The following is a 21,490-nucleotide window of genomic DNA, read 5'->3' as shown; positions in this document are numbered from 1 at the left end:
GCCGGTGGGCCGGACGGGCGGCGTGCTGCGCGACGGGTTATTTCCACTGATACAGCATGCCGGCGCCGATCACGCGCTGGCTGCCGCTGAAGCCGCCGTTGATCGACGCCTTCAGGTTCTCGGTGATCCGCGCCTGCATGTTGACCGCCATCGCCTTCTGGCCGAGGAACGTCGATGCGCCGACACCCATCCCGAAGTTGGCGTCGCGGTCGAGCTGCGGGATCGACGCCATCGCGCCGACGGCCGCGATACCCTGCTTCGCCATCTGGTCGGTTTGCTGCAGTTGCGAGCCGAGGTTGTTGATCTGCGCCTGCTGGCCCGACAGCGCCGTCGACATCGTCGACGACACCGCGTTGAGCTGGTTGACGTTGACCGCATCGGTGCCTTGCGTGCCCGGCGCGACGTTGACGATCTGGCGCTGCTGCGTGTCGTTGCCGACCGACACCACGTTCGAGCGGCCGCCGTCGGTCGAATTCGCGCCGATCGCCACCGAGTTCGAGCCGGCGGTGACGGTCGGACGGTCGGTGCCGGTGCCGTTCATGTCGGCCGCGACGCCGTTGTTGTTCGCCGTGCGCGTCTGGTTGTTGTTCAGCGTCGTCGACAGCTGGTTCAGCGTGTTGTTGATGGTCGTCACGCCGGTCGACAGCGACGCCACCGTGCTGTTCGTCGAGCTGAGGCCCGTCGACAGCGAGCCGATGCCGGTCGAGGTCGACGTGGACAGCGACGTGAGGTTGCTGTTGGTCGAGCTCAGGCCGGTCGACAGCGAGCTGATGGCGGTCGAGGTCGACGTGGACAGCGACGTGAGGGTGCTGTTGGTCGAGCTCAGGCCGGTGGACAGCGAGCCGATCCCGGTCGACAGCGACGAGATGTTCGACGCCGTCGACGTCGACAGGCTGTTGACGGCCTGGTTCGTCGCGTTGAGCTGGCTGCCGTTGATCGCGTCCGTGCTGGTGGCCGAGACGCGGCCTGCGGCGACGTTCGTGATCTGGCGTTCCGCGCCCGGCGCGCCGACGCTGAAGACGCCCACCGGTGCGATGCCGCTGACCGCGTACGTGACGCCTCCGACCGTCATGCTCGACACCGCGACTGCATTGCTCGTGGTCGAGTTCGCGCCCATCGCGATCGAGTTGGCGACGTTGGCCTGCGCGTTCGTGCCGAACGCGAGGGCGTCGGTGGCCGTGGCCGCTGCGGCGGAGCCGTAGGCTTGCGCACCGGTGGCGCTGGCGACCGCGTTGCTGCCGAGGGCGAGCGCGCCGTTGCCGGTTGCCGTGTTCGCGTTGCCGAGCGCCACTGCGCCGGTGCCGGTCGCCGTGTCGTTCGCGCCCATCGCCACGGCGCCGGTGCCCGTTGCGACGCTCGGGTCGCCGATCGCGACCGCGCCGTCGCCGCTCGCCGTGTTGCCGGAGCCGATCGACACCGCCTTGCCGCCGGTCGCCGATGCGTTCTGGCCGATGGCGACCGCGCCGTTTGACGACGCGTTCGAGCCGTCGCCGACCGCGACGCTGCTCGCGCCCGCGGCGCTGGCGTTCACGCCGGCTGCGAGCGCGTTGACGCCCGTCGCGCCGTCGTTGGCGTAGTTGCCTTGCTGCGTGCCGTTGTCGTTGACGCTGTAGTAGTGCGTCTTCGCGGCCTCGATCGCGGTCGAGGTCGAGGTGGACAGCGACGTGATCGAGCTGGTCGCCGACGACAGGCCGGTCGAGGTCGAGGTCGACAGCGAAGCGACGGTGCTGTCGGTCGTGCTCAGGCCGGTGGACAGGGAGCTGAGGCCGGTCGAGGTCGAGGTGGACAGCGAAGCGACGGTGCTGTTGGTCGAGCTGAGGCCGGTGGACAGGGAACCGATGCCGGTCGAGGTCGAGGTGGACAGCGACGTGATCGAGCTGGTGGCCGACGACAGGCCCGTCGACGTGGAGGTCGAGAGCGACGCCACCGAGCTGTTGGTCGAGCTGAGGCCGGTCGACAGCGAGCTGATGCCGGTCGACGTCGAAGTCGACAGCGAGCTGATCGAGCTGGTCGCCGACGACAGACCGGTCGACGTGGAGGTCGACAGCGACGTCACCGAGCTATCGGTGGAACTCAGGCCGGTCGACAACGAGCTGATACCGGTCGAAGTCGAGGTGGACAACGACGTGATCGAGCTGGCGGCCGACGACAGACCCGTCGACGTGGACGTCGACAGGGACGTCACCGTGCTATCCGTCGTGCTCAAACCGGTGGACAGCGAGCTGATGCCGGTCGAAGTCGAGGTGGACAGCGATGTGATCGAGCTCGTCGCCGACGACAACCCCGTCGACGTCGAGGTCGAGAGCGACGCGACCGAGCTATCGGTCGAACTGAGACCCGTGGACAACGAGCTGATACCGGTTGAGGTCGACGTGGACAGCGAACTGATCGAGCTCGTGGCCGTCGAGAGACCCGTCGACGTGGAAGTCGACAGCGAAGCGACGGAGCTGTCGGTCGAGCTCAGGCCGGTGGACAGCGAGTTGATGCCCGTCGAGGTCGACGTGGACAGCGACGCGATCGAGCTGGTGGCCGTCGAGATACCCGTCGACGTGGAAGTCGACAGCGAAGCGACGGAGCTGTCGGTCGAGCTCAGGCCGGTGGACAGCGAGTTGATGCCCGTCGAAGTCGACGTGGAGAGCGAGCTGATCGAACTCGTCGCCGACGACAACCCCGTTGACGTCGAGGTCGAGAGCGACGCGACCGAGCTATCGGTCGAACTGAGGCCGGTCGACAGCGAGCTGATGCCGGTCGAGGTCGACGTGGACAGCGACGCGATCGAGCTGGTGGCCGACGAGATACCGGTCGACGTGGAGGTCGACAGCGAAGTGACGGAGCTATCGGTCGAGCTCAGACCGGTGGACAGCGAGCTGATGCCGGTCGAGGTCGACGTGGACAGCGACGCGATCGAGCTGGTGGCCGACGAGAGACCCGTCGACGTGGAAGTCGACAGCGAGGCGACGGAGCTGTCGGTCGAGCTGAGGCCGGTCGACAGCGAGCTGATTGAGCTGGTGGCCGACGAGAGACCGGTCGACGTGGAGGTCGACAGCGAAGCGACGGAACTGTCGGTCGAGCTCAGACCCGTCGACAGCGAGCTGATGCCCGTCGAAGTCGAGGTGGACAACGACGAGATCGAGCTGCTCGTGGACGAGAGGCCCGTCGACAGCGAGCTAATGCCCGTGGAGGTCGAGGTGGACAGCGAGCTGATCGAACTCGTCGCCGACGACAACCCCGTTGACGTCGAGGTCGACAGCGACGTCAACGAACTATCGGTGGAGCTGAGGCCGGTGGACAACGAGTTGATGCCCGTCGAAGTCGACGTGGAGAGCGAAGCGATTGAGCTATTCGCCGACGACAGACCGGTCGACGTGGAAGTCGACAGCGACGCAACCGAGCTATCGGTCGAGCTCAGGCCGGTGGACAGCGAGCTGATGCCGGTCGAAGTCGACGTGGACAGCGACGCGATCGAGCTGGTGGCCGTCGAGAGACCGGTCGACGTGGAGGTCGACAGCGACGCGACCGAGCTGTCGGTCGAGCTCAGGCCGGTGGACAGCGAGCTGATGCCGGTCGAGGTCGACGTGGACAGCGACGCGATCGAGCTGGTGGCCGACGACAGACCGGTCGACGTGGAGGTCGACAGCGACGCGACCGAGCTATCGGTCGAGCTGAGGCCGGTGGACAGCGAGCTGATGCCGGTCGAAGTCGACGTGGACAGCGACGAGATCGAGCTGTTCGCCGACGACAGGCCGGTCGACGTGGAGGTCGACAGCGAAGCGACCGAGCTGTCGGTCGAGCTCAGGCCCGTCGACAACGAGCTGATGCCCGTGGAAGTCGACGTGGACAGCGAGGTGATCGAGCTGTTCGCCGACGAGAGACCCGTCGACGTCGAAGTCGACAGCGAAGCCACCGAGCTATCGGTCGAGCTGAGGCCCGTCGACAGCGAGTTGATCCCCGTCGAGGTCGACGTGGAGAGCGAGGTGATCGAGCTGGTTGCCGACGACAGACCCGTCGACGTGGAGGTCGACAGCGACGCGACGGAGCTGTCGGTCGAGCTCAGGCCGGTCGACAGCGAGCTGATGCCCGTCGAAGTCGACGTGGAGAGCGACGCGATCGAGCTGTTGGCCGACGAAATACCGGTCGACGTGGAGGTCGACAGCGACGCAACCGAGCTATCGGTCGAGCTCAGGCCGGTCGACAGCGAGCTGATGCCCGTCGAAGTCGATGTGGACAACGACGCGATCGAGCTGTTGGCCGTCGAGAGACCCGTCGACGTGGAGGTCGACAGCGAAGCGACGGAGCTGTCGGTCGAGCTCAGGCCCGTGGACAACGAGTTGATGCCCGTCGAGGTCGACGTGGACAGCGACGCGATCGAGCTGGTCGCCGACGAGAGACCCGTCGACGTGGAAGTCGACAGCGAAGCCACCGAGCTATCGGTCGAGCTGAGGCCCGTTGACAGCGAGTTGATGCCGGTCGAAGTCGAGGTGGACAGCGACGTGATCGAGCTGGTCGCCGTCGAGAGACCCGTCGACGTGGAGGTCGACAGCGACGCGACCGAGCTGTCGGTCGAGCTCAGGCCGGTCGACAGCGAGCTGATACCGGTCGAGGTCGACGTGGAGAGCGACGCGATCGAGCTGGTTGCCGACGAGAGGCCGGTCGAAGTGGAGGTCGACAGCGAAGCGACGGAGCTGTCGGTCGAGCTCAGGCCGGTCGACAGCGAGCTGATGCCGGTCGAGGTCGACGTGGAGAGCGACGCGATCGAGCTGTTGGCCGACGACAGACCGGTCGACGTGGAGGTCGACAGCGAAGCGACCGAGCTATCGGTCGAGCTGAGGCCCGTCGACAGCGAGTTGATGCCGGTCGAAGTCGAGGTGGACAGCGACGTGATCGAGCTGTTCGCCGACGACAGACCAGTCGACGTGGAAGTCGACAGCGAAGCGACCGAGCTGTTGGTCGAGCTCAGGCCAGTCGACAACGAGTTGATACCCGTCGAGGTCGAGGTAGACAACGAGCTGATCGAGCTGGTCGCCGACGACAGACCGGTCGACGTGGAGGTCGACAGCGAAGCGACCGAGCTATCGGTCGAGCTGAGGCCCGTGGACAGCGAGCTGATCGAGCTGGTCGCCGACGAGAGGCCGGTCGACGTGGAGGTCGACAGCGAAGCGACCGAGCTGTCGGTCGAGCTCAGGCCCGTGGACAACGAGTTGATGCCCGTCGAGGTCGAGGTGGACAGCGAGCTGATCGAGCTGGTCGCCGACGACAGACCGGTCGACGTGGAGGTCGACAGCGAAGCGACCGAGCTGTCGGTCGAGCTCAGGCCGGTCGACAGCGAGCTGATGCCCGTCGAAGTCGAGGTGGACAGCGAGCTGATCGAGCTGGTTGCCGACGACAGGCCGGTCGACGTCGAGGTCGACAGCGAAGCGACCGTGCTGTCGGTCGAGCTGAGGCCCGTCGACAGCGAGCTGATGCCCGTCGAGGTCGACGTGGACAGCGAGCTGATCGAGCTGGTTGCCGAGGAGAGGCCGGTCGACGTGGAGGTCGACAGCGAAGCGACCGAGCTGTCGGTCGAGCTCAGGCCGGTCGACAGCGAGTTGATGCCGGTCGAAGTCGACGTGGACAGCGAGCTGATCGAGCTGGTTGCCGACGACAGGCCAGTCGACGTGGACGTCGAGAGCGAAGCGACCGAGCTGTCGGTCGAGCTGAGGCCCGTGGACAGCGAGTTGATGCCCGTCGAGGTCGACGTGGACAACGACGTGATCGAGCTGTTCGCTGACGAGAGGCCGGTCGACGTGGAGGTCGACAGCGAAGCGACGGAACTGTCGGTCGAGCTGAGGCCCGTGGACAACGAGTTGATGCCGGTCGAAGTCGACGTGGACAGCGAGCTGATCGAGCTGGTCGCCGACGACAAGCCCGTCGACGTCGAGGTCGACAGCGAAGCCACGGTGCTGTCGGTTGAGCTGAGGCCCGTGGACAACGAGTTGATGCCCGTCGAGGTCGACGTCGAGAGCGAGCTGATCGCGCTGTTCGCCGACGAGAGACCCGTCGACGTGGAAGTCGACAGCGAAGCCACCGAGCTATCGGTCGAGCTGAGGCCCGTCGACAGCGAGTTGATCGAGCTCGTCGCCGATGACAGCCCCGTTGACGTCGAAGTCGACAACGACGCCACCGAACTATCGGTCGAGCTCAGGCCGGTCGACAGCGAACCGATGCCCGTGGAAGTCGACGTGGACAGCGAAGCGATCGAGCTGTTAGCCGACGAAATACCGGTCGACGTGGAGGTCGACAGCGACGCAACGGAGCTATTGGTCGAGCTGAGGCCCGTCGACAGCGAGCTGATCGAGCTGGTTGCCGACGACAAACCCGTCGACGTCGAGGTCGACAACGACGCCACCGAACTATCAGTCGAGCTGAGCCCCGTCGACAACGAAGTGATGCCGGTCGACAGCGACGAGATCGCGCTGCTGGACGACGATACCGTCGTCGACAGCGAATCCACGATGGAATTGGTCGCGAAGAGTTGGGAGCCGTTGATCGCGTCCGTGCTGTTCGCCGTGATTTGGCCTGCCGCGACATTGGTGATTTGACGCGTGGTGCCCGTGCTCGCATTGCCGACGCTCACCACGCTGCTCGGATTGCCGCCCGCGAACGTGGCGGTCACGCCGCCGACGGTACCCGTCGACGTCGGGTTGGGCGCCGCGGTGACGGAACCGCTGCCGAGCGCGACGTCGCCGGCGTTGTTGGCGATGGCGTTCGGGCCGATCGCGACCGAGTCGGTGCCGAGCGCCTGGCTGTCGGCCGCCGTCGAATTCGCGTGGAAGTACTTGATGCCCTGGCTGTTGATGCTGTCGATCGCCGAGCCGACGCTGTTCGCGGTGGACGTCGTGCCGTTAGCGTTGTACGTGGTGTACGACGGAGCGGAAACCGCGCCGGTCGCCGGATTGTAGGTGGCGCCGCCGCCGAGCGCCGCGGCAGTGCTGTTGCCGAGATTGTCGGTCTTGGTCGTGACCGTGCTCAGGCCGGTGGACAGCGAGCTGATGCCGGTCGAGGTCGACGTGGACAGCGAGGCGATCGAGCTGTTGGCCGACGAGATGCCGGTCGACGCGGAGGTCGACAGCGAGGTGACCGTGCTGTTGGTCGAGCTGAGACCGGTGGACAGCGAGCTGATGCCGGTCGACGTCGAGGTCGACAGCGAGGTGATCGAGCTGGTCGCCGACGAGAGGCCGGTCGACGTGGAGGTTGACAGCGAAGCGACGGAGCTGTCGGTCGAACTCAGGCCCGTGGACAGCGAGCTGATGCCCGTGGAAGTCGACGTGGACAGCGAGGCGATCGAGCTGTTCGCCGACGAAAGACCGGTCGACGTGGAAGTCGACAGCGACGTAACCGAACTATTGGTCGAGCTCAGGCCCGTCGACAGCGAGCTGATGCCGGTCGAGGTCGAGGTGGAGAGCGAGGCGATCGAGCTGTTAGCCGACGAGAGGCCGGTCGACGTGGAGGTCGACAGCGAGGCAACCGAGCTGTTGGTTGAGCTCAGACCCGTGGACAACGAGCTGATGCCCGTGGAAGTCGACGTGGACAGAGAGCCGATCGAGCTGGTCGCCGACGAAAGGCCCGTCGACGTGGACGTCGAGAGCGAGGCGACCGAGCTGTCGGTCGAACTGAGGCCGGTCGACAGCGAGCTGATACCGGTCGAGGCCGACGTGGAGAGCGAGCTGATCGAACTGGTCGCGGACGACAGACCGGTCGATGTCGAAGTCGACAGTGAGGCCACCGAGCTATCGGTCGAACTCAAGCCCGTCGACAACGAGCTGATACCGGTCGAGGTCGACGTGGACAGCGACGTGACGGAGCTCGTCGCCGACGAGAGGCCGGTCGACGTGGAGGTCGACAACGAAGCGACGGAACTGTTGGTCGAGCTCAGGCCGGTGGACAACGAGCTGATACCGGTCGAGGTCGAGGTGGACAGCGATGTGATCGAGCTCGTTGCCGACGACAAGCCCGTCGACGTGGACGACGACAGTGATGTCACCGAACTGTTGGTCGAGCTGAGGCCGGTCGACAGCGAGTTGATCCCTGTCGAGGTCGACGTGGACAGCGAAGCGATCGAGCTATTCGCCGACGAGAGGCCGGTCGACGTGGACGACGACAGCGACGTAACCGAGCTGTTGGTCGAGCTGAGGCCGGTGGACAGCGAGTTGATGCCGGTCGAGGTCGAGGTGGACAGCGACGTGATCGAACTCGTGGCCGATGACAAGCCGGTCGACGTGGACGACGACAGCGACGTCACCGAGCTATTAGTCGAGCTCAGGCCCGTCGACAGGGAACTGATACCGGTCGAGGTCGAAGTGGAAAGCGAGACCACCGAACTATTGGTCGAGCTGAGACCTGTCGACAACGAGCTGATGCCCGTGGACGTCGAGGTGGACAGCGACGTGATCGAGCTATTGGCCGACGACAGCCCCGTCGACGTGGAGGTCGACAACGAAGCGACGGAACTGTTGGTCGAGCTCAGGCCCGTCGACAGCGAGCTGATACCCGTCGAGGTCGAAGTGGAAAGCGAGCTGATCGAACTGGTTGCCGACGACAGACCCGTCGAAGCCGAAGTTGACAGCGACGTGATCGAGCTGGTGGCCGATGACAAGCCCGTCGACGTGGACGACGAAAGCGACGTCACCGAGCTGTTGGTCGAGCTGAGGCCGGTGGACAGCGAGCTGATGCCGGTCGACGTCGAGGTGGACAGCGAGACCACCGAACTATTGGTCGAGCTCAGACCCGTCGACAACGAGCTGATGCCCGTGGAAGTCGACGTAGACAGCGACGTAATCGCGCTATTGGCCGACGAGAGGCCGGTCGACGTCGACGACGAAAGCGACGTCACCGAACTATTGGTCGAACTGAGCCCGGTCGACAGCGAGCTGATACCCGTGGAAGTCGACGTAGAAAGCGATGTCACCGAACTATTGGTCGAACTGAGGCCCGTGGACAACGAACTGATGCCGGTCGAAGTCGACGTAGAAAGCGAAGTAATCGAACTACCAACCGTCGACAGCCCCGTCGACGTCGAAGTCGAAAGACTGCTGATACTTGACGTCGTCGTGCTGGCGACCGAATAGAGCTGGCTTCCGTTGACCGCATCGGTGCTGCCCGAAGTCACGAGCCCGGCCGCGACGTTCTGGATCCGCCGCTCCGCGCCGGGGCTGCCGATGCTCACGACCCCCGCGGCCGAGCTCGTGCCGGCGAACCCGGTGAACGTCTGCGTGCCGACCGTCGCGCTGCCGACGGCCCCGGTGCCTGCCGTCGTCGTACCGCTCGTGCTTGTGGTCACGGCGTTCTTGCCGAGCGCGACCGAGCCGGCGACGTTGGCCGTCGCGCCGTTGCCGAGCGCGGTCGCGCCGCTGGCCGCCGCGGTCGCGGCGGAACCCAGCGCCGTTGCGTCGGTGCCGGCCGACGTGACGACCGAGTTGGCGCCGATCGCAACGCCCGACGTCGCCGCCGCATCGACATTGGAGAACCGGCCGATCGCGATCGCGTTCGTGCCTGCCGCGACCGCACCGCCCGTGCCGCTGCTGTTGCCGCCGCCCAGCGCGACCGAACTGATGCCCGATGCCGTCGTGTCGTTGCCGACCGCGGTCGCGCCGGTATTGAGTGCCGTGGAGCCGGAACCGATGCCGATCGAGCTCGAGCCGGTGGCCACGGAACGCTGACCGAATGCCTGCGAATAGTTGCCCGACGCTGTCGCGTTCGCGCCAATCGCGATCGAGGTTGCGCCGCTGGCCGTCGTCGTGCTGCCGGCGTTGCCGCCGATCGCGATCGCCTGCGACCCCGACGCGACGACGGAGCCGCCGAACCCGCCCGCACTGTACTGCGCGTGCGCGACGTTGCCGACCGTCGCCCCCGCGACGAGCGCCACTGCCGCAACAGCCTTCGCGACGGCGGATTTGTTCGGCTTGCCCCGTGCCGAGTCGAGCTCCGATGCGGCGACCCAGGCGCCAAGCGATTCGTTCCAGATCGAGCGGTATGTGCGGTTCATGTCCTGCTACCTCCAAATAAGCGCGCCGCACACACCGCCTTTCATTAGACGAATATTTCGTGCGCTCGCGCGAAACTCTTAATCGATGCGCGAATTTTATTTGAGGCGTTATTTGTAGATTGACAAAAAGTGATAAATGTAGCGCGTGGAAGTTTAAAGAATCGTTAATGCATCGCGATTTGATGTATTGATTAACAACCAATCCGAAAGTATGAAGAATTGTTTTTGTAAAGTGCCGGAGGTCTGATGTTCACGCATAAAAGTCGTGTGAAATCAATGGTTTGCATGGGTTGTTTGCGCGATGGTGCGCATTTTGGCCCTGGAAAGGTAGGAAGAATTGAATAGCAAACGTTTGCGCGACGCATGTTTCTTTCTGTTCTGTAATGCGACCACGATGTCGATCTACAAGAATATGAACATATTTATCAATTCGCTATTTTAATATCATGAGTGGCATTTTTATTATGTCGTTAATCATGGGGGATAATCGATTGACGACGCGGGGCGAGCCGTCGCGATATGCTGAATTGCGCATCGCGCCGCCCGCGCTGGTCCGTCGGGCGGGCTTCCGGCAGCGCTCACTATCAGTCGATGACAAAGAAACCGCTGCAGCGCAATCGCTCGCTAATTGAGAGCACATGTTGAAGCGATCCTATTGATCGTGTTCCATATGGCGGGCAATTGAGCGATTCGGCTAATCGCCGATGGGGGCAGCCGGAGGCTCCAACCGCTCGGCTGCGCGAAGCCACCGGCGGGCGCGAAATTGTCAGATCATCGCCGCCGCGTCCGGGCCGACTGTCCACGGCGCAACTCCGTTACGAGGAGCGGCAAGCCGAGCAGCGAAGTGGAAACGCGAGTAGGAACGGCGATGCGCCATCGCATTCGAAACGGCCGTGCGGTAATGGCCGCGCACTGACCGGCATCGTGTCGCGCGCGATGCGACCCGGCCAAATCGGGAACCGTGCGTTTTTGCTCCGGGAGCAAGCCTGCAAACGTTGCGCGGCGGGCACAGCATGAGCCGGACGACACCACGATGGCGCCACCTGCCGCCCCGTTGGCCAGCACGAATCGCCGGCGGTCCGCGGCCGCGATACTCGTTCGCCGCAGAACCGCCCCGTCGCAACGACGCCTATTTCCGCAGAAAGCGCAGCGCAAGCCGCGCCATCCGCGGCACGAACATCGGCCGCAGCAGCCGCTCGTCGTAGCCGGCCATCCGCCGGTCGTTCTCGGCGAGGCACAGTTCGATCAGCTCGCGCGGATTGAGCGCGTCGCCGACGGCCGCGGTGCCGGTCGCCGGGAAGTTTGCGTCGTGCGCGACGCCTTCGGCGTCGATCCCGCGCGCGATACCGATCCGTTCCCAGATCAGGAACGCCCACACGGCAGCGACTTTCGCGAAGAACGCCGGCCGGCGCCACCACGCCATGTTGCGCCAGTACCAGGCGTACCAGTTGACGAAGAACAGGATGTGCCGGCCTTCTTCCTGGATCACCGGCTCGAAGGTCTCGACGAGCTCTTCCGGGAAATAGCCGGAACGCTGCGCGGAGCGAAACAGGCCGAACGCGAAGAAGCTGTCGATGCATTCGCTGAAGCCCGTCACCATCCACGCCCATTCGGCGTCCTTCGGGGCCGGGTAGGCCGGCTCGGGCGCCAGCTTGATGCCGTAGGCCTCGACCAGCTTCGACAGCACGACCTTGTGACGCGCTTCCTCGCCGCCGTCCATGTCGAGCGCCTGCTTCAGCAGCGGGTCGCGGACGGTCGACGCGAACGTTGCGACGCGAATCGACGCGCGGCCTTCCGTTTGCACCGCGATGTCCCAGATCGGCAGCGACGTGAGCCGCTCGAGCTCTTCGGGCTTGAGCGGCGGCCAGTCGATCACGGCCGGCTTGTACGGGTTGTGTGTGTCGAGCAGCATGCGGCAAAACATCTGCTTGTGCGCATCGGAACCGATCTCTACCGGACCTTGCCTCTCGAAGGTCCAGTTGCGCATTGCGTGATCTGCTGCCTGCTCTTTCTGCAGCGTGTCAGTCATGGCTTTTGTTATTGCGATTACGGAGCGAAGGATTCTCCCACGGCTCCCGTTTTCGCGTATTTTCGTGCGGCCATGCGCACGGCTGCATGACTCAGGTCAAGCAGGTCAAGCATGCGTGTCCACCCACAGGCGGCCCCAGCGGGACGCGTAGGCGAGCGCGTGTTCTTCCTCGAAAAAGAAATCGATCGCGTCGAACGTGACGGCGCGCGACGGGCCGCCGCTCGCTTTTTCGATCGTCAGGTTGGCGGCGAACAGGCCGTTCGGCAGCCGCGCGGCGGCGGGCGCGACTTCGTAGCCCTTGTAGCGGATCGTGCGGATCATGGCGCGCTCGAAGAGGGTTCGGGCTTTCAGCGTACGAAAACCCGCAACCGGCGTGAACCAATCTTTCGGCCAATGCAAATCACGCGGCGGGCTGAAACCTTATCGACGGTGGACGGCCGGGCGTACGGCGGCCGGCGGCGCCGGATGCGCGCCGCCCGCGCACGGGCGAGGCGCCGTGCACGGGCGGCGGAACGGGGAAAGAGGAAAGGGGCGGGTTACTGGTTGGCGATCTTCAGCACCGGCGCGAGCGCGTCGACCGATGCCGCATGCGACGCCGCGCGATGCGACGCGAACGCGAGCGCGAATTCGGCGGCTTGCGTGCCGACCGTCTCGAGCTGCGCGACGACTTTCGGATCCGAGCAGCTGTCGGCGCTCTCGAAGCGCGTTTCGAGCGTGTTCACGGTCGCGCCGAACGGCGTCGGCCAGCCGCGCAGCGCATGGACGATCGAGCGCAGCGACGTCAGCACGGTGCCGGCGGCCTGCCAGCCGTACGCGGTGACGATCAGGCCGACCGCGCGGCCGTCGAGATAGGGCCGCTGGTCGGCGCGCAGCTCCTCGAGCGTGTCGAGCGCGTTCTTGACGAGGCCGGACACGCCGCCGTGATAGCCGGGCGTCGCGATGATGATCGCGTCGGCTTCGCGCACCGTGTCGATCAGCTCGCGCTGCGCGTCGGTCAGCGCGTTGTGTTCGGGCGCGTAGTGCGGCAGCGTGTGCAGGAATGGTCCGTCGAACAGGCGGGTGCGGGCGCCGGCCGCCTGCGCGCCGCGCAGCGCGAACGCCAGCGCGCGTTCGGTGGACGAGGCCGCGCGGGTGGTGCCGCCGATGCCGACGACGAACGGCCGGCGGTGTTGATCGAATGCAGTCAAGGGGGCGCTCCTCGGGAATCGGTTGCCCGGCTGCTGGGCACAGCCTTAAACACGGGCTTAAAACCTGCATGGTAACGACCCCGCCGCCAGTCTGAAAACGACTTTTCGTTCTATCGATATGCTGCGCGGGCCGGTGAATCGTGAACGCGGCGGCGCAGATCGATAGCAGAAATGCTTGGTTGGGCGCGCGGCGAGCCGTCGATATGATGGCTCCGTCTCCTCCATGATGTCTCTACTGACATGGGTTGGCCCCGCCGGCACGGATGCAGGCGGGGCTTTTTTTCGTCCGGCGCCGCAAAGGCGCGGCTTACTCGAACACCGGCCGGAAGAAGCTGCGCTCGTAGCTGACGATGCAGCGCGTTTCCTCCGCGTAACGGAACGCGGCCTGGCATGCCGGGTCGGCCTTCGAGCGTTCGCGGTAGCGCTCGTATTCGGCAAGGCTCGGGAACGAGAACATCGCCAGCGCGATGTCGCTCGCGCCTTCGGACGCCAGGAAGTAGCCGTGATGCGTGCCGCCGAATTGCTCGACGAGCGGAATCCACATCTTGCCGTAGGTTTCGAACTGCTCGAGTTTGTACGGATCGACGACGTAACGAAGAAAGCAGGTGACCATGGGCGCTCGCAGGGCGATGAACGAGCAGCGAGCATGGAATGCGCGGCCGGCCGTGTCAACGGGGCGCCGTCCCGCGCATGGGTCCGGCGCCGTCATCCTGCCGCGCGATGCCACGTCATTCGTCGCGCTTGCGTACCTCGCCGCTGCCGCGCGCGAGACGCCACGCGATCGTGCCGAGCACCGCGACCGCGGCGACCAGCGCGCCCCACAGCACGTAGCGGCGGGTCGCGTCCGCGTCGGCGCTCGGCTCCGGCGCGGCCTCCGACGTCGCCAAAGCCGCGCCCACGCGCGCGGGACGCACTTCGGGCGCCATGCCGATCAGCAGCGCATCGCGGCTCACGGCCGACGACGACAGCGCCGCATTGCCGACTCCGAGCGTGAAGGGCGGCGTGCCGCGCGCGACGAACGTCAGTGCGGCCGGATGCCAGCCGATCGCCACGGCCGGCTGACCGCCGCCGAGCCCGCCGTTGCGCATGTCGACGACGATGCGCCAAGCCCGGTCGGGATTCGGCGCGAACGCGAGCGGCGGGTTGCGTTGCTCGCCGCCGTTGCGTTGCAGCCGGAACAGCACCGCATCGGCGACGTCGCGCCACGGCGACTGCGCATCGCTGCGGCTCTGCACCGTTGCGCGCGCAACCGTATTCGGCTGCGGCAGGTCGATGCGCAAGCGGTCGACCGGATACGGGCCGTCGGTGTCGAACCGGTATTCGCCCGGCGTGTCGCCGGCTCGCACGCGTACGGCGTCGCGCCATTGACGCGGCACCGCGGCGGCTTCCACCGCGCGCGCATCGCGCGGACGCGTCTCGACGTCGATCGAAGCGATCGACGGCACGTCGTCGAGCCATTCGAGCCGCAGGTAGCGCGAACCCATGCCGTCGAGTGCGATACGTTCCTGCACCAGCGTGTCGCCGCCGCGTGCCACCTTCAGCAACTGCACGCTGCCGAGCGAGCGCCAGTCGTGCAGATCGTCGCTGGCCTCGACCGCGACGCGTCCCTGGTAGCTGTCGTCGCCGAGGTGCACGAGCAGCGCGTCGACGTCGCCGTCCACATGAGACAGGTCGACGAGATCCACCGCATGCGTCGCGCGTGCCGGCGCGGCGAGCGTCGCGCGTAGCGAGCCGTCCGGCGCGACCGCTACGCCGAGCGGTGCGCGGTCGTCGTTCCCGCGCGTGCGCGGCAGCGCGAACCAGTGTGCCGGCGTGCGCGTCGGCGGCAACGCGGCCGCGGTCGTCGCGGGCGCATCGAGCGAATACGGCACCGGCTCGCCCGCGCCGTTGAAGATCCGCACGTCGCCGAGGTCGTCGCGCCGGCTGCCCGCATAGACGGGTTGCGGCACGGTGAGCTGGTAATACGCGGCGCTGCCGTCGAGATCGAGCGCGAAGCGCCGTGCGACGCGTTCGGCGCCGGGCGGGCCGCCGGCGGCCGCGAACGAAGTCAGCAGGCTCAGGCCGAGCAGGGCTGCGAGTCGCTTCATGATTGGCGATCGTCCGGTTGAGCCGCTGCCTTCGGCGGCAGCGGCGAGAAATAGCCGATCAACAGCAGCAGCACGCCGATGCCGATGAACGACACGATGCGTTCGATGCCGGTGACGTGCGACAGGTCGAACACGAACAGCTTGATCACCGTGAGCGCGAGCAGCGCGGCGCCGACGAACCACAGCGGACGCAGCGCGCGGCGCGTTGCCCAGATCATCGTCGCGAGCGCGCAGAGCGTCCAGTACACGGATACGGATGCCTGCACGAGCGTCGATTCCGCCATCGCGTCGAACGCATAAGGCACGCCCGTCCAGTGATGCAGCGTGCGCAGCAGGATCGCGTTCAGCCACAGGAACGCCGTCGCGCCGGCCGCCGCGAGCAGCTCGACGCGATACGCGCCGAACGACCAGCCGAGCCGGCGCACGCGCACGAACCACGACGCGGCGAGCGCGTAGACGGCCACCAGCACGAGATCGAGCGGATTGAGCAGCGGGATGCGCGCCCAGCTGCCGCCGTCCTGCGTGAAGTTCGCGTAGAAGGTCCAGAGCCACATCACGACGATCAGCGGCAGCGACGCGAGCGCGCAGATGCGCGCGATGGCGTCGCGCCGCATCAGCCACATGCCTGCGAACGCGAACACGCTCCAGCCGACCATGAACACCTGCTGCATGCCGAACGACGACAGCACGGCGTCGACGTCGTAAGCGAGGTGGAAATGGTGATGCAGCGTGCGCAGCAGCAGCGCGTTGAACCACAGGAACACCGTCGCGAGCGCCGCGAGATCGGCCGCGAGCGGATGCCACGTCACGCCGAGCGCCTTCAGGCGGCGCAGCCACATCGCGAACGCGACGAAGATCAACAGCTGCGCGACGTCGAGCGGATTGAGGATCGGCAGCCAGAACAGCGGCGACGCGTCGCCGTCGCTCGTCACGCTCGCGATGCTCCACAGCCACAGCAACGCGGCGAGCGGTGCGGCGCCCCACAGCTGGTAGGCGCGCGGGTACGCGCCGATCGGCCAGCGCAGCCGCGAGCCGGGGCCCGAAACCAGCAGGAGCAGCGCGCCGAAGCCGTACGCCCATGCGCTCCAGCTCCACGCGCCTTCGGGCACGAACGCGCGCAAGCGCCAGAAGCCTTCGAGCGAGCACAAGCCGCACAAGGTCCAGAACATCAGCGTGTGCAGCGGCGCGAGCCACGCCGCGGGCACGGCTGCGACGGTCGGCGCGCCGGTTGCGGCGCGGGCCGTCGCCGATGCCGCCGAGGCGGGGATCGCGCGCGACTGGCGCAGCAGCAGCGCATAGCACGCGATCACCGCGATCGGCCACGCGAACGCGCCCATGCCGGACAGCGGCGCGTCGTGCGTATCGAACGCGCGGATGGCGAGCAGCGCGAGCACCGGCGTCAACGCGAGCGCGGGCCATTCGGCGATCGGCCACGCGAGCTTGCGGCGCGCCAGGTGCGCGAGCCATGCGGTGCCGGCCGCGAACAGCGCGGTCGCATCGACGACGAAGCGGTCCGCATGCAGATCGACGTGGCGGCTCGCATAGACGAGGATCTCGTGCAGCCCGCCGCTGAGCCACCACAACAGCCCCCAGACCGCGGCCGCCGAGCCCACGTCGGGCATCCACGCATGCCACGCGCGCGCTTCGTTGCGCCCGTGCAGCCACCAGCCGGTGAAGAGCCCGGCGAGCGCGATCAGCAGCATCGCGATGTACGGGCTGTTGAGCACCGGCAGCGCGTTCGCGTCGGGCGCGCCAAGCAGGCTCGTGAAGAACGCGCCGGCGGCCGCGAGTTGCATCGACAGGCCGAAGGCGAACGGCGCGAGGCGCCGTTCACGCACGCCGACCCACACGATCGCCGCGCCTTCGATCGCCCACGCGGCGCTCGTCGTCGGGCCGGAGAACGCGAGCGGCACCGCGAGCGTCGCGAAGATCACCGCGAGCGCGAGCATCGCGTCGAACAGCAGCGCGAGACGCGCGCGGCGCCGCGCGAGCCACGCGACGACCACGAGGTAGAACGCCGACAGCGCGACCGCGCTCCACGCGAGCGCGAACGGGATGTCCTTCACGAGCGCCGCCTGCAGCGCGGTCGCGACGATCGGCGTGCCGAACACGAGCGTGCCGTCGACGTAGTGACGCAGCGCCAGCTCGCGCTTCACCGCATACAGCAGCGCGATGCCGACGTACATCAGGAAGAACAGGATCAGGAACGGTTCGGTGCTCGCCAGCAACGCGGGACGATACGCGGTCACGCCCCACGCCGAACCGATCGTGAACGTGAACACGAAGCCGAGCAGATTCAGCGGACGCCACGCCTTGAACCATGCGATCGCGAACACGCCCGCGTTCAGCAATGCGTAGTAGCTGAACAGCGCGACGTGGCTGCCGTGTCCGGTCGACAGCAGCACCGGCGCGAGGAAGCCGCCCGCGGTGCCCATGAACGCGAGCGGCAGCGCGTTCTGCATCACCGCGAGGAACGCGCCGAGCGCGCATATCGCGACCATCAGCGGGAACGCCGCGCCGACCGGCAGCAGCGCGTAGAGCTTGGTGGCGGCGAAGATCGTCAGATACAGGATGCCGATGCCGCCGCCTTGCAGCACGAGCCCGTATGCCGCACGCCGCGCGCGCACGCGCCAGCCGATCGCGAGCAGGGCGGCCGCGGCGAGCGCGGTGCCGGCCAGGCGGAATTCGATCGGCAGCAGGTCGTTGTCGGCGGCGTACTTGAGCAGGAACGCGACACCGAAGAACAGCACGATGATGCCGACCCGCACGACCGTGTTGCCGCCGAGCAGCCAGTCGCGTGCGGCGCGCAGCGCGCGCTCCGCGATACCGGGCTCGCGCGGCTTCGGCGGGGCGGGTGGTGCGGGCGGCGTGGTCGCGGCGGGCGTAAGCGTCGGTGCGACGGCGGCCGCAGGCTCGGCGCTCGCGCGCGCCGAAGCGGCAGGCGCGGGCGCGGGCGCAGGCGCAGGCGCAACCGCGATCGTCGACGCCGGCGTGGCGACACGCACGGCCGCCGGTTGCACCGATGGTTGCGGCGGCATCGCGGCGGGTGACGGCGTGACAGCCGGTTTGCCCACCGGTATGACCGCCGGCGCGTGCGCGGCGCTGCCGGCCGCGACGCCGGCGTTCGCACCGGCCAGCTGCCCGCGTAGCGCGTCGAGCTCGTGGGTGAGCGCGTCGACGGTCGCTTCGAGCCGCGCGACGCGATCGGCGAGCGGCACCACCACAGATGGCGGCGCGCTGCCGGGTGTGGAAATTGCAGATGCGTCGGAGGTCGTGTCGCCGCTCGTGCGCCTGCCTTCCTGCAGCGCGTAGCCGACGCAGAAGCCGGTCACCGCGCCGAGCAGCGCGCCGGTGGCGACCGAGACATCCCCGAACAATGCGGCGATACCGCCCGCGATGAAGCCGATTGCGGCCAAGGCCCAAGTCATCGCCTAACTCCCTCTCTCATTTCGTTATCGTCCTTCGATCGTCGCGCTGCCCGATCGAGGCGGTTTTTCCATTCTGGCCGGCAGGCGAACCGGCATGCGCGCACCGCTCGAGCGTGCGCCGCGCAAGGCGCGCGGTGATGTCCCGAATGGCGTGGTTGCCGGCAATGTATCACAGTGGCCATGCGGGAATTTCAGGGTTGCCGACGGCCCGCGAACGTGGCGGTACACGTTCGCGATGCAGTCTTTTCGTACGACCATTCTTTTAATTTGCGCACGGCGCCGCGACGCGGCCGATCGGACGCAAAATTGTCGTAAAGCGACGCGCGCCACTTGTGTTTTTTCGCCCGACTGCGCGGGTTACGCGTCGCGCTGCTGCGCACAAGTCCGGGACGCGATGCCCGTCGTTGCTGACGCTGCGCGTAGTGCGTCGCCGCAATCGGGGGTCGCCGCGCGCCGCGGCCCGCGGGGCGCGGCTGTGGGGTGTGTCGTATTTGCGCAAGCGTTTGTCGTAATTCGTCGGCAGGCCGGGGTTTTTTCTGGCAACTATGTAGGCACGCTATGACACGCGTGAGTCCCCGCTACACGAGGAGAAGGTTTCGATGGATGCCCCCAAGGTCGTGGTCGAAGGTCTGTGCAAGGTATTTGGAAGCAATCCGCAGCAGGCGCTCGACATGCTCGCCGCCGGTGCGACGAAGGACGAAGTACTCAAGCGCACGGGCCAGGTCGTCGGCGTGCACAACGTATCGTTCGACGTGCAGGAAGGCGAAATTTTCGTGCTGATGGGCCTGTCCGGCTCCGGCAAATCCACGCTGATCCGCCTCGTGAACCGGCTGGTCGATCCGAGCGCGGGCAAGGTGATGATCGACGGTCTCGACGTCGCGTCGGCGCGCCGCTCGGCGCTCACCGCGCTGCGCCGCAAGGACATGAGCATGGTGTTCCAGTCGTTCGCGCTGATGCCGCATCGCACCGTGGTGTCGAACGCCGCGTTCGGCCTCGAGGTCGCGGGCGTCGGCAAGAAGGAGCGCGAACGGCGCGCGATGGAGGTGCTCGAGCAGGTTGGCCTCGCACCGTTTTCGCACAAGCTGCCGTCCGAGCTGTCGGGCGGCATGCAGCAGCGCGTCGGCCTTGCGCGCGCGCTCGCGGTGAACCCGTCGCTGATGATCATGGACGAGGCGTTCTCCGCGCTCGATCCGCTCAAGCGCAGGGAAATGCAGGATGTGTTGTTGCAGCTGCAGAAGGAGCAGCGCCGCACGATCATGTTCGTGTCGCACGATCTGGAGGAAGCGCTGCGCATCGGCAACCGGATCGCGATCATGGAGGGCGGCCGCCTCGTGCAGGTCGGCACGCCGCAGGACATCATCGCGAACCCGGCCGACGACTACGTGCGCGCGTTCTTCGACGGCATCGACACGAGCCGCTACCTGACTGCCGGCGACCTGATGCAGACGGGCGCCGTGCCGGTCGTGTCGAAGTGCGATGCCGCGAGCGTCGCGGCGACGCTGAACGGCAGCGCCGAATACGCGTTCGTGCTCGACGCCGAACGCAAGATCCGCGGCTTCGTCACGCGCGACGCGATCGGTCAGGCCACGCCGTCGGTGCGGCCGATCGAGAGCATCCGGCGCGATGCGTCGCTTGAACATGTCGTCGCGCGCGTGGTCGCGAACCCGAATGCATTGCCCGTCGTCGACGACGACGGCTGCTACTGCGGCTCGGTCGATCGTGCGCTCATCCTGAAGGCCATCACGCGTTCGCGAGGCTCCCATGTCTGAAATTATTCCGCTCGGTAGGTGGGTCGACCAGTCCGTTCATTACCTGCTCGACCACGACGCGCAGACGTTCGATGCGATCGGTCGAGCGATCGAGGGCCTCGCGGCATTCGTCGAGCACAGCCTGCAGGCGATCCCGATGTGGCTGATGATGGCGATCTTCATCGGCGTCGGCTTGTGGCGCGTGGGCTGGCGCTTCGCGCTGTTCACCACCGCGTCGCTGCTGCTGATCTTCGCGACGGGCTTCTGGGATCAGACCGTCATCACGCTCGGTCTCACGCTGTCGTCGACGATCATCAGCCTCGTGCTCGGCATCCCGCTCGGCATCTGGGCCGCGAAGAGCAAGTGGGTCGCCGCGATCGTGCGTCCGATCCTCGACCTGATGCAGACGATGCCGGCCTTCGTCTACCTGATTCCGGCCGCGATGCTGTTCGGTCTCGGGCGCGTGCCGGGGATCCTGTCGACGGTGATCTTCGCGATGCCGCCGGCCGTGCGCCTCACGAGCCTCGGCATCCGCCACGTGAACCGCGAGATCGTCGAAGCGGGCCAGGCGTTCGGCTGCACGCCGTGGCAGCTGCTGTACAAGGTGCAGTTCCCGAACGCGCTGCCGTCGATCATGCAGGGCGTGAACCAGACGATCATGATGGCGCTGTCGATGGTGATCATCGCGTCGATGGTCGGCGCGGGCGGCCTCGGCAACGACGTGCTCGCCAGCATCCAGCGTCTCGACATCGGCCTGGGCTTCGAAAGCGGCCTGTCGGTCGTGCTGCTCGCGATCATCCTCGACCGCATCACCGAGAGCTTCGGCCGCGCGCCGGGCACCGCGAAGGCGCCGCTGTTCGCGGGCCTCAAGCAGCTGTTTCGCGTCAAGGCCGCGCCCGCGCAGGCCTGATTGACCGGCGGCCGGACTCTTTCCCGGCCGCTTTCTCCGATCCAGCTTCGGCATCCGTGGCGCAGGCCGCGGGGCTGACC

8 protein-coding genes and 2 pseudogenes are annotated in these 21,490 nt (G+C 66.8%); 2 read left to right on the top strand and 8 right to left on the bottom strand.

What is annotated here, in order from left to right:
* Positions 1-37: 37 nt before the first annotated feature.
* From WJ35_RS32610 to WJ35_RS27725, 8 genes and pseudogenes are all read right to left on the bottom strand, one after another.
* Positions 38-9,589, bottom strand: a complete 9,552-nt coding sequence (locus WJ35_RS32610; RefSeq protein ID WP_420480914.1) for a YadA-like family protein — start codon at positions 9,587-9,589, stop codon at positions 38-40.
* 345 nt (positions 9,590-9,934) lie between these two features.
* Positions 9,935-10,021: pseudogene (locus tag WJ35_RS32770) on the bottom strand (ESPR domain-containing protein); the annotation flags it as partial.
* A 1,129-nt stretch (positions 10,022-11,150) separates the two neighbouring features.
* Positions 11,151-12,050 carry an aminomethyltransferase gene (locus WJ35_RS27750; protein WP_069240471.1) on the bottom strand — a complete coding sequence of 300 codons (900 nt, stop codon included), beginning with the start codon at positions 12,048-12,050 and terminating at the stop codon, positions 11,151-11,153.
* A 105-nt stretch (positions 12,051-12,155) separates the two neighbouring features.
* Positions 12,156-12,371, bottom strand: coding sequence for a hypothetical protein (locus WJ35_RS27745; RefSeq protein ID WP_010089329.1), 216 nt, complete (start codon positions 12,369-12,371; stop codon positions 12,156-12,158).
* Positions 12,372-12,586: 215 nt separating this feature from the next.
* Entirely contained in the window at positions 12,587-13,237 is a 651-nt protein-coding gene (locus tag WJ35_RS27740) for an NADPH-dependent FMN reductase (protein ID WP_010089330.1), read from the bottom strand.
* Positions 13,238-13,544: 307 nt separating this feature from the next.
* Entirely contained in the window at positions 13,545-13,850 is a 306-nt protein-coding gene (locus WJ35_RS27735; RefSeq protein ID WP_069240470.1) for an NIPSNAP family protein, read from the bottom strand.
* A gap of 115 nt (positions 13,851-13,965) precedes the next feature.
* Complete coding sequence (locus WJ35_RS27730) at positions 13,966-15,324, bottom strand: DUF3999 domain-containing protein (protein WP_069240469.1); 1,359 nt, start codon at positions 15,322-15,324, stop codon at positions 13,966-13,968.
* Positions 15,321-18,752, bottom strand: coding sequence for a DUF2339 domain-containing protein (locus WJ35_RS27725; protein WP_069240468.1), 3,432 nt, complete (start codon positions 18,750-18,752; stop codon positions 15,321-15,323). Before WJ35_RS27725 ends, WJ35_RS27730 begins: the two co-directional genes overlap by 4 nt.
* 94 nt (positions 18,753-18,846) lie before the next feature.
* Between WJ35_RS27725 and WJ35_RS27720 the strand changes: the two are divergent.
* Both WJ35_RS27720 and choW read left to right on the top strand, forming a co-directional pair.
* Positions 18,847-20,521 (top strand): annotated as a pseudogene (locus WJ35_RS27720) (quaternary amine ABC transporter ATP-binding protein).
* Positions 20,514-21,410 (top strand): choline ABC transporter permease subunit, encoded by an 897-nt coding sequence (gene choW, locus WJ35_RS27715; protein ID WP_059589246.1) that lies wholly within the window; start codon positions 20,514-20,516, stop codon positions 21,408-21,410. Before WJ35_RS27720 ends, choW begins: the two are co-directional and overlap by 8 nt.
* The last annotated feature ends 80 nt before the right edge of the window (positions 21,411-21,490 follow it).

Source organism: Burkholderia ubonensis, assembly GCF_001718695.1.
Taxonomy (GTDB): domain Bacteria; phylum Pseudomonadota; class Gammaproteobacteria; order Burkholderiales; family Burkholderiaceae; genus Burkholderia; species Burkholderia ubonensis_B.
This window is presented reverse-complemented; position numbering and strand designations above follow the sequence as displayed.